The sequence below is a fragment of the Pseudomonas sp. WS 5027 genome (assembly GCF_012985695.1).
GTDB classification, from domain to species: domain Bacteria; phylum Pseudomonadota; class Gammaproteobacteria; order Pseudomonadales; family Pseudomonadaceae; genus Aquipseudomonas; species Aquipseudomonas hygromyciniae.
Genome location: NZ_JAAQWU010000008.1, coordinates 63,188 through 76,636 on the forward strand (window position 1 = coordinate 63,188; position 13,449 = coordinate 76,636).

Genomic DNA, 13,449 nt, shown 5'->3' on the forward strand with positions numbered 1-13,449 from the left:
TTTGGGGCTGCTCCGCAGCCCAGCGCGGGCGATGCGGCGTTCCGACAAGCCCGCTCGCCACAGGGGAGTTCGTCAGTTTCTGAGGTTGTGTAGATACCGATGCTGCGACAAGGACAGTCGCCATAAGCGGATTTCCGCTCACCACCCAAAAATAATCAGCGGCTTTCCGCTCAAAAAAATCCCCCACCCCTTCTAGACCGGGCCTCACCCGGCTTGGCACAGCTCCTGCTATAGCTTGCGCCAGGCTGCGCTGACGCGCGCTCCACAAAAACAATGACATGAAGGATCCTTCAATGGATAACTCCAACTCCCTGCCTCTGGGGTCGGCCGCCGTGCCGGCAAAAGAACGCACCACCTCCAGCCGGATCAAGTCGATCTTCAGCGGATCGGTCGGCAACATGGTCGAGTGGTACGACTGGTACGTCTACGCGGCCTTCTCGCTGTACTTCGCAAAAACCTTCTTCCCAAAGGGCGACACCACTGCCCAACTGCTCAATACCGCTGCGATCTTCGCCGTGGGCTTCCTGATGCGCCCGATCGGCGGCTGGTTGATGGGCCTGTACGCTGACAAAGTCGGGCGTAAAAAAGCCCTGATGGCCTCGGTCTACCTGATGTGCTTCGGCTCATTGCTGATTGCCCTGAGCCCGGGCTATGAAATCATCGGTATCGGCGCGCCGATCCTGCTGGTATTTGCCCGTTTGCTGCAGGGCCTGTCGGTGGGCGGCGAATACGGCACCTCCGCCACTTACCTCAGCGAGATGGCGACCAAGGAACGTCGTGGTTTCTACTCCAGCTTCCAGTACGTGACCCTGATCTCTGGCCAGCTCATCGCCCTGGCCGTATTGATCGTGCTGCAACAATTGCTCACCACCGAAGAACTGTATGCCTGGGGCTGGCGTATCCCGTTCGCCATCGGCGCCCTGTGTGCGGTGGTGGCGCTGTACCTGCGACGCGGCATGGAAGAAACCGAATCGTTCACCAAGAAGGAAAAAGCCAAGGAAAGCGCCATGCGCACCTTGATGCGCCATCCCAAGGAACTGATGACCGTGGTCGGCCTGACCATGGGCGGCACCCTAGCCTTCTACACCTACACCACCTACATGCAGAAGTACCTGGTGAACACCGTCGGCATGAGCATCTCCGACTCCACCACTATTTCTGCGGCCACGCTTTTCCTGTTCATGTGCCTGCAGCCGATTGTCGGCGGCCTGTCGGACAAGGTCGGTCGCCGGCCGATCCTGATCGCGTTCGGCATCCTCGGGACGCTGTTCACCGTGCCGATCCTCACCACCCTGCACACCGTCCAGACCTGGTGGGGCGCGTTCTTCCTGATCATGGCGGCACTGATCATCGTCAGCGGCTACACCTCGATCAACGCCGTGGTGAAAGCCGAACTGTTCCCGACCGAAATCCGCGCACTGGGTGTAGGCCTGCCTTACGCACTGACCGTGTCGATCTTCGGCGGCACCGCCGAATACATCGCACTGTGGTTCAAGAGCATCGGCATGGAAACCGGCTACTACTGGTACGTGACCGCGTGTATTGCCGTGTCGCTGCTGGTCTACATCACCATGAAAGACACCCGCAAACACTCGCGGATTACCACGGACTGACCGTTCGCCAGGTATAGAAAAGGGGCCATGTCATGCAATGACATGGCCCCTTTTTTCATCCTCTATCAGGACAGCTCAGCCAGCGGCTGGCGGTTGTCCCGGCGCTGTACATACCAGGCCCCGGCGATCATCACCACCAGCACCGCCGCCAGCACCGCCGACGAGCCCACCGTGCCAAAGTCCAGGCCGCCCTTTTCATGGGGTTTGGTCAGGAAGTCGCCGAGGGTCGCGCCAAAGGGTCGGGTCAAGACAAACGCTATCCAGAACAACACCACCGACGAAACTGTCGTGCAGTACTTGAGCGCCACCACCAGCAGGATGCTTGCGCCGATCAACATGGCACCGCCGGCAAAGCCTAAGCCCGAGTCGTCGGCCAGGAAGTCGCCCAACGCCGTGCCCAGAGTGTTGGAGAGCAGGATCGCGATCCAGTAGAACAGCTCGCCACGCGGGGTCTGCACCTTGTTCACGTTCAGCGAATTGCCGCTCAAGTACCAAACGGCGAAGACCATCAACAACAGCACAATCAGGATCATCGAGCCGGAGGCGTACCCCAGGCCCAGGGTGCGGTCCATAAAATCGGACATGGTGGTGCCCGCCGTGCTCGTCGACAGAATCACGATCCAGTACAGCACCGGGTTGTAGGTTTTCGACCATAACTGCGTCAGTAACGTGATCAGGAACACGCTGAGCAGGATCATCGAACTGATGGCATAGCCGACGCTCAGAGTCATCGACAACAAGTCCCCAGCGGTTTCGCCAAGGGTGGTCGCACAGATCTTCATGACCCAGAACGCCAGGGTAATCTGAGGAAGTTTGTTCATTGTGCAGAAGGCTCCAGAGTTCAGTCTCTAAAGGCCGACTCATGGGGGGGTATCGACCTGGCGTGAAGACTGGCCGTACAGCTGTGAAAAATAGGTGGGCACTGGATGAAAATTCCATACGCTCGCTAGAAATCCTGCCCTTGGGCCTGCACTATTGCGCTTTTCCCGCCGCAGGAACCCCGTCCATGCACGACGACATCCATTTCTATGAACCCGCCAACGGCCACGGCCTGCCCCATGACCCGTTCAACGCCATCGTCGGCCCGCGACCGATTGGCTGGATTTCGTCCCAGGACAACGAAGGCCGCCTGAACCTGGCGCCCTACAGTTTTTTCAACGCCTTCAACTACATTCCACCGATCATTGGTTTTTCCAGCGTCGGGCGCAAAGACAGCCTGAACAACATTGAGCAGACCGGCGAATTTGTCTGGAACCTGGCCACGCGCCCACTGGCCGAGCAGATGAACCAGAGCTGCGCCGCCGTGTCCCCCGAGGTCAACGAGTTTGAACTGGCCGGGTTGACGCCGGTGGCGTCCAAGGTGATTGCCGTGCCCCGAGTGGGCGAAAGCCCGGTGTCGTTCGAGTGCAAGGTGACGCAGATCATTCAGCTGCAACGGGCCGATAAGGAGCTGGTGCCTAGCTGGCTGGTGCTCGGCGAAGTGGTCGCGGTGCATATCGCCAAGTGGCTGCTCAAGGATGGGGTATACGACACGGCGGCTGCCGAGCCGATTCTGCGAGGTGGTGGGCCGGCGGATTACTTCCAGTTGGGCCCGGAAGCGCTGTTCAAGATGTACCGCCCGGGTGCTAACAAACCCTGATTGGATGGAATGCAATTAAAAATGTGGGAGCGGGCTTGCTCGCGAAAGCGGTGGATCAGTACCAAATTGGTTGGCTGACACAACGCTTTCGCGAGCAAGCCCGCTCCCACACAAAACCCGCTCCCATAGCTGGGTCGGTGGTGTTCTCTAGTTTGTTGCGGTCGCCCAGGCCAGTTGGCCCTCTTGATCGATATCGATCAAGCGCTCCAGTTGCTGGGCCGCTGCATCGTCAGCGTCGTCGGCAGTCTTGAACAGTTGGCCATCAAGGATCTTGTGAAAGCGCGGTGCGCTCATGCCATCCAGTGCCTTGACGGCGATGGCGGCGCTATAGCCCCCTTGGTCTTCACGCACCAGGGCGGAAACAGCTTCGTGGTGGGCAAACTCTTTACGTGCCATGTTGCAGGTCCTGGCCAATGGAAAGTCGGCCATTCTAAACCCTAACCGGCCAATTGCAGGTACTCGCCGTAGGCATTGGCGGCGGATGCGTCGGTGAAGGTCTGGAAGTCCATGCTGCGCACGACCATGTCGTTCAACAGCTCGGTAAACAGCATCAGCGCCGGCGAGCTGAAGTAGGCGCTCATCGCCTGTTCGCTGCTCCAGAAACCTGAGACCAGCCATACATCGGGGTCAACCTGGGAATGCTGCAACGAGAATTGCAGGCAACCCTGAGCCTGGCGGCCCGGTTCGATCAAACTGCTCAAGCGTGCACCCAGTTCGGTGCTGCACCCGCTGCGGGCGCGGATAAAGGCCATATGGCTCGCGGGAATGGGGGTGGACATGTTCGACTCTCCCGTTGAGAAGTGATGCTCGGCAAGCACTGTGGGGGCGTGCTGCCACACGGTCAAAGATACGGGCGCGAGCCTCTGCTCGGTTAGTCGATTTCTGCCGGCTTATTGCACAATCCTGCCAGAAACCTAGAGAGACGCTGTGGCGCCAGGCTTTATTTCATGGACAGGCGCCTTGTTTCAGGGAGATGACAGGCCGTGCGCTTGCCTGATTCAAGACGCGCCGCAGGATCAGGCAAGGATTGTGCAGAATCGGCCTAACACCACTGGAACAGGCACCGCTAAGCTGTGCCGATCAAAGAAGCATGCAGAGGACGCCCCATGTCGTCGCCCGAACAACAGTCCATTCCCCTCGATGCCGAGATGGAAAAACAGCGCGCCGAGCTGGCCGGTATCGTGCGCAGGCATACCTGGGAGGACGGTTCCTACGGCACGGCGATCACCTCGTTGTACCTGAACCGCCACAACACGCCGCGCGACTTCATGCCAGTGCTGGTGGAGCCCGCCCTGTGCATCCTCGCCAACGGCAGCAAAGAGGTGCGCCTGGCCGACGAAATCTTTGCCTACGACCCACTCAACTACCTGGTGTTCTCGGTCGCGATGCCAGTGGCCGGGCGGATCATCGATGCCACGCCCGAAGACCCCAACCTGTCAGTACGGATCAATATCGACCCGGCGCAACTGACCGCGTTGATTGCCGAAGCCGGCCCGATGGGCGTGCCTACGCGCCCGACATCGCGCGGGATGTATGTCGACCGGATCGACACCCAACTGCTCGATGCGGTACTGCGCCTGGCACGCCTGTTGGATACGCCCAAAGACATCGCGATGTTGGCGCCGTTGATCAATCGCGAAATTCTCTACCGCCTGCTGCGCGGGCCACAGGGCTATCGCCTGTACGAAATTGCCGTGGCCAATAGTCAGAGCCATCGGGTCAGCCGTGCGATCACCTGGTTGAACGGAAACTACGAACAACCGCTGCGCATCGACGACCTGGCCAAGGAAGTGAATCTGAGCGTGTCGACCCTGCACCACCGCTTCAAGGCCATCACCGCCATGAGCCCGCTGCAGTACCAGAAACAGCTACGCCTGCAGGAAGCACGGCGGCTGATGATCGCCGAAGGCCTGGAGGCCTCGGCGGCCGGATATCGGGTGGGGTATGAAAGCCCGTCGCAGTTCAGCCGGGAATACAGCCGATTGTTTGGCGCGCCGCCGTTGCGCGACTTGGCCAGGCTACGCCAAAACATCTGACCCACCGCGTCACCCTGTAGGAGCTGGCTTGCCAGCTCCTACAGGGTGACGCGGTGTTGCTTAGTCCTGGGATCGGGGCAGTTGCAAGGTCACCCGCAGGCCACCTTCACGCAAATTCTGCAGGCTTACTTCGCCGCCATGGCTGTGGGCGATATTGCGGGCAATCCCCAACCCCAGGCCATAGCCCTGCTGCTGCCCGGCCAGGCGAAAGTGCGGTTCGAAAACCTGCTCCAAACGCTGCTCCGGCACACCCGGCCCCTCGTCATCCACGTGCAGGATGAACTGCGCACCATCGTCTTCGATACGCAGGTGAGCGTTCTGCCCGTACTTCAGGGCGTTATCGATCAGGTTGCCAATGCAGCGCTTGAGCGCCAGGGGCTTGCCCGGATAGGCCGTCAACGCCCGACCGTGCTGGGTCACGCGCCCATTGCCATTGGGTGCCAGGTACGGCTCCACCAGGCAGTCGAGCACATGATTGAGGTCCACCGGCTCGATGTTCTCGTGGATATCCGTGTCCTTCACGCACTGCAACGCGCCCTTGACCAGCAGCTCCAGCTCATCCAGGTCACGGCCAAACTTGGCTTGCAGCTTTTCATCTTCCAGCAGTTCCACGCGCAGCCGCAGGCGTGTGATCGGGGTGCGCAGGTCGTGGGAAATTGCGCTGAACAACTGGCTGCGTTCGGTCAGGTAGCGACTGATCCGCTCGCGCATGACATTGAACGCACGCCCCACTTCCACCACTTCGCTGCCGCCACCTTCGGCCACCGGCTCCACGTCGGCGCCCAGGGACAGGTCCCGCGCCGCCCGCGCCAGGCGCTTGAGCGGCCGGCTCTGCCAATGCACCAGCAGACCGATAAACAGCAGCAGGAAGCCACTGGTCAGTACGATAAACCACACCTGTTGGGAGGGCAGGCCCTGTTCTTCGAGGCTGGTGTAGGGTTCGGGCAGCAACGAGGCGATATACAGCCACTCGCCGGCGCCCAACTCGATCTGCGTCACCAGCACCGGCGGGTTGACCGGTTCCAGGGTCAATGCGTAATGCGCCCAGGAACGTGGCAACTCATCGAGCTTGAGCCCGGCATTGAAAATGCGCAGGTCTTCGGCACTGACAAACTCCACCGAAAAGTGCACGTCACTGCCCAGGGTCTGGCGTAGCACTTCATCCACGGCACCGAGCACTGCCTGTTTGCGTGGGGTTTGCGGCAAAATCTGCATATCCAGCGGCTTGTCGTTGAGCGTCACGACAAAGCGCGTACCGCCCATGCTGCGCAGTTGGTCAAGCACCAGCGGCCGATAAGCCACCGGCAGCGAGCGGAAATAGCTGACGCTTGCAGTCATCGAGTGGGCCAGGCTACGGGCGCTAGTGACCAGGCCTTCAAGCTGGGTAGCGCGCAACTGCGACACCCAGATCACGCTGGATAAGGCCTGGGCAAACAGCACCGCCAACAGGGTCAGCAGCAGCATGCGCCCCAGCAACGAGCGCGGCACCGGAATGCGCCGGCGTTCAGTGGGCATTGCTGGCAACCACACTGGCCGCCAGTTGGTAACCGCTGCCACGCACGGTGCGGATCAACCGTGGAGGTTTCTCGGTATCGCGTAGGCGTTGTCGCAGACGGCTGACAGCCATATCGACAATTCGGTCGAGGGGCATCAGGTCGCGACCACGGGTGGCGTTGCCAATGGTGTCGCGATCAAGGATTTGCTGCGGATGATCAAGGAACAGCTTGAGCAGGGCAAAGTCGGCGCCGGACAGGATGACTTCCTCACCATCGAGGTGAAACAGCCGATGACTGACCATATCCAGCCGCCACTCATCGAACACCAGCACATCGCCACCGGTACGCTCCTGGCCAAACTGGCAGCGGCGCAACAGGGCCTTGATGCGGGCCTGCAGCTCTCGCGGGCTGAAGGGTTTGCCGATGTAATCGTCGGCGCCCAGCTCCAGGCCGATAACCCGGTCGGCTTCGTCGGAACTGGCAGTGAGCATGATGATCGGCACCTGGGCCTGGCGCGGGTGCTGGCGTACCCAGCGGCAGAGGCTGAAGCCGTCTTCGTCCGGCAGCATCACGTCGAGGATCACCAGGTCGCACGGGGCCGCGTCCATGGCCTGGCGAAACCCTGCGCCATTGGGCACGCCCCGCACCTGGAAGCCGGCGCGACTGAGGTAGGTTTGCAGCAACTCGCGGATTTCCTCGTCGTCATCGACGAGGAGAATGGATTTACTGATTACGCTCACGGGGGCCTCCTTGTTGTTATGGGGTGCTCTCTAGGGCCTCATCGCGGGCAAGCCCGCTCCCACACTTTGATGTGTGAATACATCCAAATGTGGGAGCGGGCTTGCCCGCAATGGGGCCATCACTGCCTACGCAAATGCCTGCTCCAATGCCACACCCGCCCCGGTCAACCCGGAATACGGCGCTGTCACCAACCACACCGGGATACCCTTGAAGTAGTCGCTCATGCAGCCTTTGTCTGCAAAACTCTTGGCAAAGCCACTGTTGATAAAAAACTCGGCAAACCGTGGGATCACCCCACCCACGATATACACACCGCCCCGGGCACCCGTGGTCAGCACGTTATTGCCGGCCACACGGCCCAGCCAGATGCTGAACTGATCCAGGACCTCCAGCGCCACCGGATCACCTGCCAGGCCCGCCGCCGTGATTGCCTCCGGGGTTTCCAATACCGCCGGGTGACCGTCCACCGCGCAGATCGCCCGGTACAGGCGTGGCAAACCGGCGCCGCTCAAGGCGGTTTCAGCACTGACATGCCCGATCTCGTTGTAGATGTGCTGCCACAACTGGGTTTCCCGTGGGCTGCTCAAGGGCAGGTCGACATGCCCGCCCTCCCCCGGCAACGCTGCCCAACGGCCAGCGCCCAGGTCGAGCAAGGTGCCCACGCCCAAGCCCGTTCCCGGGCCAATCACCACCGCCGGGCGCCATGGCTCCGGGGTGCCTGCGCACACAACGCGATACTCATCGGGTTGCAGGCGGGTCATGCCCAGGGCCATGGCCGAGAAGTCATTGACCAGCAATAGCTCGTCCACTTGCAGGGCCTTGCAGAATGCGACCTTGCTCAGGCGCCAGTGGTTGTTGGTGAACTTGAACTCATCACCGCTTACCGGCCCGGCGACCGACAGGCACACCGCACCTATGGAGCCCGGCTCCAAGCCTTCCTCGGCGAGGTAGACCTTGATCGCATCCTCGGGGCTGGCGTGATCCGCCGTGGCCAGCACTCGGATCGAATGCAGTGCCTGGTCCCGCCACAACGCAAACCGGGCGTTGGTACCGCCAATATCACCAACCAGCGCAAGCTTCACTTAAGTGTCTCCAGGGCAGAGGTAAAGGCGCTGGCGCCCTGCTCTGCGGAGCTTGCGGCCAGGCGCATAAATGCAAACAGCTCGCGACCGGCCCCCACGTTATTGCCCAACAGGCCCGTGGCAGGCGCGCGCGCTGCAAATTCTTCGGCGTCCACCTTAAGCTCCAGGGTGCCTTTGACGCCATCGACGCGAATGATATCGCCATCCCGGACCCGCGCCAGCGCCCCACCGCGCTGGGCTTCGGGGCTGACGTGAATCGCGGCGGGAATCTTACCCGAGGCGCCGGACATGCGCCCGTCTGTCACCAGTGCCACCTTGAAGCCACGGTCTTGGAGCACGCCGAGGAACGGCGTCATCTTGTGCAACTCCGGCATGCCATTGGAACGCGGGCCCTGAAAGCGCATCACGGCGACGAAATCCTTCTCCAACTGGCCGGCCTTGAACGCATCGGCCAGGTCCTGCTGGTCCTGGAACACTACCGCCGGCGCTTCGACGATTTGATGTTCGAGGGCCACCGCCGAGACTTTCATCACGCCACGGCCGAGGTTGCCTTGCATCACACGCAAGCCACCTTCGGGGGAGAACGCGCGGGCTACCGGGCGCAGGATGGTTTCGTCGAGGCTTTCGATCGGGCCTTCGCGCCAGACCAGTTCACCGTCCACCAGGAACGGCTCGCGGGTGTAGCGGCTCAGGCCGTGACCGGCGACGGTGTTGACGTCTTCGTGGAGCAGCCCGGCTTCCAGCAGCTCGCGGATCAGGAACGACATACCGCCCGCCGCCTGGAAGTGGTTGATGTCAGCCTTGCCGTTCGGGTAGACGTGGGACAGGGTCGGCACCACTTCCGAGAGGTCGGCCATGTCCTGCCAGGTAAGAATGATGCCCGCCGCCATGGCGATCGCCGGCATATGCAGAGTGTGGTTGGTCGAACCGCCGGTGGCGTTGAGGGCGACGATGGAGTTGACCAGGGATTTTTCGTCGACGATCTCGCCAATCGGCGTGAAGTTGCCATTGGCCTTGGTCAAGCGCGTGACCTGGTGCGCAGCTTCACGGGTCAGCGCATCGCGCAGCGGCGTGTATGGGTTGACGAACGAGGCGCCCGGCAAGTGCAGGCCCATCACTTCCATCAGCAACTGGTTGGTATTGGCGGTGCCGTAGAAGGTGCAGGTGCCGGGGCTGTGGTAGGACTTCATCTCCGATTCCAGCAGCTCTTCGCGGCTGGCCTTGCCTTCGGCATAGCGCTGGCGCACATCGGCTTTCTGCTTGTTGGAGATCCCCGACGGCATCGGCCCACCGGGCACGAAGATCATCGGCAGGTGGCCATAACGCAGGGCCCCCATCATCAGGCCCGGAACGATCTTGTCGCAGATCCCCAGCATCAGCGCGGCGTCAAACATGTTGTGGGACAGCGCTACCGCCGTGGACATGGCAATCACTTCGCGGCTCAGCAGGCTCAGCTCCATACCGGGCTCGCCCTGGGTCACGCCGTCGCACATGGCCGGGGTGCCACCGGCGAACTGGCCGACCGAGCCAACCTCGCGCAGGGCTTTCTTGATCTGTTCCGGGAAGTGTTCGTAGGGCTGGTGCGCCGAGAGCATGTCGTTATATGACGAAACAATTGCCACGTTGGCGGCATTCATCATTCGCAGACTGTTTTTGTCTTCGGTGCCGCATCCGGCCACGCCGTGGGCAAAGTTGGCGCATTGCAGCTTGCCGCGCATCGGCCCGTCGCTGGCCGCGCCGCGAATCAGCGCTAGGTACGCCTCACGGGTTGCCCGGCTGCGGGCGATAAGGCGTTCGGTGACCTCAAGTACGCGGGGATGCATGTGTAGAACTCCAGGCTAACGGATGTGGCGACCTGAGTGTCTATGCTGGTCAAAAGCCCGCCGCGAAGAGGTTGGCAGGAAGTTACTTGACCAATCGGACCAGTTGATTCAGGTCACTCGTTGTAGATTGAACAAAATATTGCCACTAAAAAGGCTTGTTTTCTATTTTTATGCGAATAATCTTGTAATTCTTACAACAAATCGACGACAGGCGCTTTCAAATGACTCTTCGAATTGCAATCAATGGTTTTGGCCGCATTGGCCGCAACGTCCTGCGCGCACTTTATACCCAAGGCTACCGCCAGGATTTGCAGATCGTCGCCATCAATGATCTGGGCGACAGTTCGATCAATGCCCATCTGCTCAAATACGATACCGTCCATGGCACTTTCGATGCAGAGGTCGCCCACGATCAGGAAAGCCTGACCGTCAATGGCGACCGGATTGCCGTGAGTGCCATTCGCAACCCCGCCGACCTGCCGTGGGCTGCGCACAAGATCGACGTGGTGTTCGAATGCACCGGTCTGTTCACCGACCGTGACAAAGCTGCCGCCCATATTAGCGCCGGTGCGCGCAAGGTGATCATCTCTGCCCCGGCCAAAGGCGCGGATGCGACCGTGGTCTACGGGGTAAACCATGACATTTTGCGTCAATCGCACCAGATCATCTCCAATGCGTCCTGCACCACCAACTGCCTGGCGCCGGTCGCCCAGGTGCTGCATCGCGAACTGGGTATCGAAAGTGGCCTGATGACTACCATTCATGCCTACACCAATGACCAGAACCTGACCGACGTCTACCACAGCGACCCGTACCGCGCCCGTTCGGCCACGCAGAACATGATCCCGAGCAAGACCGGCGCCGCCGAAGCAGTGGGCCTGGTGCTACCGGAGCTGGCAGGCAAGCTGACCGGCATGGCGGTGCGGGTGCCGGTGATCAACGTGTCGCTGGTGGACCTGACCGTGCAACTGAAAAAAGAAGCCACGGCCGATGAGGTCAACGCGCTGCTCAAAGAAGCCAGCCAACACTCGAAAATCCTCGGTTACAACACCTTGCCGCTGGTTTCCAGTGACTTCAACCATAACCCGCTGTCGTCGATCTTCGATGCCAACCACACCAAGTCCAGCGGCAAGCTGCTCAAGGTATTGGCTTGGTACGACAACGAATGGGGCTTCTCCAACCGTATGCTGGATAACTGCCTGGCGCTGTGTAACGCCGAATAACCCCACTGAAAACCTGATCGACCCGATCACTGTAGGAGCGAGCTTTCTCGCGAGAAACGCAAAGGCGCCACGCTCATTCAGGATGCCAGCGTTATCGTTGACGATCTTCGCGAGCAAGCTCGCTCCTACTGGGTTGAGCAGATTGCAGCAACGTGATACTTGCCATTTGCGTTGATGATAAGCATTATCATTAACTACCAATCGGTCCGGTACCACTGTGAGCCTATCCCGCTTCAATCAAGTCTTCCTCACCCAACGGGTGGTGCTACTGCGCACCTTGCAGCGGATGGTGAACAACCACAGCACCGCCGAGGACCTGTTGCAGGAAACCTACCTGCGCGTGACGCGGGCCCTCAGCGAACGACCGATTGATCACCTCGAACCCTTCGTGTTCCAGACTGCGCGCAACCTGGCTCTGGATCATCTGCGCTCGCGTCGGATTCAGTCCCGCACCTTGCAGGAAGATGTTCCGATGGACGTCCTGCAAAGCGTCGCCTCCCCGGTCACCACTCCTGAAGATGCCGCCCACGCCGAGCAACTGCTGGAGCACCTGAGCGTCAGCCTTGGGCAGTTGAGCGCTCGCCAGCAGCAGATCTTTATCCTCAGCCGCCTGCACGGCTGCAGCTATCAGGAGATCGCCGATCAGTTGCAGGTGTCGTTGAGCACCGTACAAAAGGAACTGAAGTTGATCATGGCCATCTGCATAGGTGTGGCCGAACGACTCGATCACCCTTAAGCTTTGTCGGGACACGCCGACAGAAAAGTCGCAAAAATACGCAAGACACTGAATAAAACGTGGCGAAGACCCGAGGAACACCGTGACGGACCCGAACAAACTGCACCCCCATGAGCTGGCTCATGAGGTGTTGCAACATGCGGCCATGGACCAAGCCCTCGACTGGCTGATCGCGTTGCAGTGCCCGCAGCCTGGGCAGCAAGCCGAGTTCCAGGCCTGGCTGGATGCCGACCCGAGTCACGCCCAGGCCTTCGCCAAAGCCCAGGCCGCCTGGGGCGGTGCGCCGGTGCACAGCGCCGCCGTGGCTCTCAATGCGCCGCGCAAGCCCAGCGCCTGGCGGCGGATCAAGCCGCACTGGAAGCCCTTGGCCACTGCTGCGGTACTGTTGCTGGGGCTGTTCAGCTTCAGCAATCTGCCGGTGCGCCTACAGGCCGACCACTTGACCGTGGTCGGCGAGCGCCAGCGCCTGCAACTGGATGACGGCTCCAAGGTGCTGCTCAATACCAACTCGGCGTTTTCCAGCACCATCGACGAGCATCAGCGCATCGCCCGCCTGTATCAGGGCGAGGCGTTTTTCGACGTCGCGGCCAACCGTGGCCTGCCCCTGCAAATCGACGCCGGCCCGGTGCGCGCCAGCGTCAGCGATACCGCGTTCGCCGTGCGTTATCTCAACGGTGAGGCGCAGGTCCAGGTACAACGCGGGGATGTCGACCTGAGTACCACTTTCGGCAACAACCGGGTGCGCCTGAGTGCCGGCGAGAGCATCCGCGTCGGCCCCAAAGGCTTCGGCCAACCGGCCAAGCTCGATGCCACTAAGGAACTGGCATGGGTCCAGGGCCGGCTGATCTTTGAAAACTGCCCGATGAGCGAAGTGCTGGCAGAGCTGCGGCGCTATTACCCAGGCTGGATCGTCAACACCAACGAGCAACTGGCCAGCGTCGCCGTGACCGGTAACTACCGCTTGGACCAGCCGCTGGACGTGGTGCGCTCCCTGGCCCACATCACCTCGGCCAAGCTCTCGGAGTTCCCTGCGCTCGTGATTCTCAACTGAGAATAATTA

Annotated in this window: 13 protein-coding genes; 6 read left to right on the forward strand and 7 right to left on the reverse strand. The window is 60.9% G+C overall.

All coding sequences use genetic code 11. The features are described from left to right. The first annotated feature begins 293 nt into the window (after nucleotides 1-293). Nucleotides 294-1,613: an MFS transporter gene (locus HBO09_RS12080; RefSeq protein ID WP_029295432.1), complete on the forward strand. Its 1,320-nt coding sequence runs from the start codon at nucleotides 294-296 to the stop codon at nucleotides 1,611-1,613. Nucleotides 1,614-1,678: 65 nt separating this feature from the next. Here HBO09_RS12080 and HBO09_RS12085 read toward each other — a convergent pair whose 3' ends face one another. Beyond that, nucleotides 1,679-2,434: a hypothetical protein gene (locus HBO09_RS12085; RefSeq protein ID WP_169993736.1), complete on the reverse strand. Its 756-nt coding sequence runs from the start codon at nucleotides 2,432-2,434 to the stop codon at nucleotides 1,679-1,681. Nucleotides 2,435-2,619: 185 nt separating this feature from the next. Between HBO09_RS12085 and HBO09_RS12090 the strand changes: the two genes are divergently transcribed. Continuing rightward, complete coding sequence (locus HBO09_RS12090) at nucleotides 2,620-3,252, forward strand: flavin reductase family protein (RefSeq protein ID WP_169993738.1); 633 nt, start codon at nucleotides 2,620-2,622, stop codon at nucleotides 3,250-3,252. A gap of 147 nt (nucleotides 3,253-3,399) precedes the next feature. Here the strand turns inward: HBO09_RS12090 and HBO09_RS12095 are convergent, their stop codons facing one another. Together HBO09_RS12095 and HBO09_RS12100 are read right to left on the reverse strand one after the other, a co-directional pair. After that, nucleotides 3,400-3,681, reverse strand: coding sequence for a hypothetical protein (locus tag HBO09_RS12095; RefSeq protein ID WP_169993740.1), 282 nt, complete (start codon nucleotides 3,679-3,681; stop codon nucleotides 3,400-3,402). Between the two features lie 8 nt (nucleotides 3,682-3,689). Beyond that, nucleotides 3,690-4,031, reverse strand: coding sequence for an antibiotic biosynthesis monooxygenase family protein (locus HBO09_RS12100; RefSeq protein WP_024077189.1), 342 nt, complete (start codon nucleotides 4,029-4,031; stop codon nucleotides 3,690-3,692). A gap of 327 nt (nucleotides 4,032-4,358) precedes the next feature. On the opposite strand from HBO09_RS12100, the gene HBO09_RS12105 reads away from it, so the two are divergent. Further along, complete coding sequence (locus HBO09_RS12105) at nucleotides 4,359-5,288, forward strand: AraC family transcriptional regulator (protein WP_169993742.1); 930 nt, start codon at nucleotides 4,359-4,361, stop codon at nucleotides 5,286-5,288. Between the two features lie 60 nt (nucleotides 5,289-5,348). On the opposite strand, the gene HBO09_RS12110 is transcribed toward HBO09_RS12105, so the two are convergent. From HBO09_RS12110 to edd, 4 genes are all read right to left on the reverse strand, one after another. Continuing rightward, entirely contained in the window at nucleotides 5,349-6,776 is a 1,428-nt protein-coding gene (locus HBO09_RS12110; protein WP_169994045.1) for an ATP-binding protein, read from the reverse strand. A 16-nt stretch (nucleotides 6,777-6,792) separates the two neighbouring features. Continuing rightward, nucleotides 6,793-7,524: a response regulator transcription factor gene (locus HBO09_RS12115; RefSeq protein ID WP_169993744.1), complete on the reverse strand. Its 732-nt coding sequence runs from the start codon at nucleotides 7,522-7,524 to the stop codon at nucleotides 6,793-6,795. A 126-nt stretch (nucleotides 7,525-7,650) separates the two neighbouring features. Then, complete coding sequence (locus HBO09_RS12120) at nucleotides 7,651-8,607, reverse strand: glucokinase (protein WP_169993746.1); 957 nt, start codon at nucleotides 8,605-8,607, stop codon at nucleotides 7,651-7,653. After that, nucleotides 8,604-10,430, reverse strand: coding sequence for a phosphogluconate dehydratase (gene edd / locus HBO09_RS12125; RefSeq protein WP_146492553.1), 1,827 nt, complete (start codon nucleotides 10,428-10,430; stop codon nucleotides 8,604-8,606). The genes HBO09_RS12120 and edd overlap by 4 nt, the downstream gene beginning before the upstream one ends. Nucleotides 10,431-10,651: 221 nt before the next feature. On the opposite strand from edd, the gene gap reads away from it, so the two are divergent. The 3 genes from gap (at nucleotide 10,652) to HBO09_RS12140 (ending at nucleotide 13,440) form a co-directional block, all read left to right on the forward strand. Continuing rightward, a complete protein-coding gene (gene gap / locus HBO09_RS12130; RefSeq protein WP_169890980.1) occupies nucleotides 10,652-11,653 on the forward strand; it encodes a type I glyceraldehyde-3-phosphate dehydrogenase in 1,002 nt (333 codons plus the stop codon). Between the two features lie 217 nt (nucleotides 11,654-11,870). Next, complete coding sequence (locus HBO09_RS12135) at nucleotides 11,871-12,389, forward strand: sigma-70 family RNA polymerase sigma factor (protein WP_169954629.1); 519 nt, start codon at nucleotides 11,871-11,873, stop codon at nucleotides 12,387-12,389. Nucleotides 12,390-12,471: 82 nt separating this feature from the next. After that, nucleotides 12,472-13,440 (forward strand): FecR domain-containing protein, encoded by a 969-nt coding sequence (locus HBO09_RS12140; RefSeq protein WP_169993748.1) that lies wholly within the window; start codon nucleotides 12,472-12,474, stop codon nucleotides 13,438-13,440. Nucleotides 13,441-13,449: the final 9 nt, after the last annotated feature.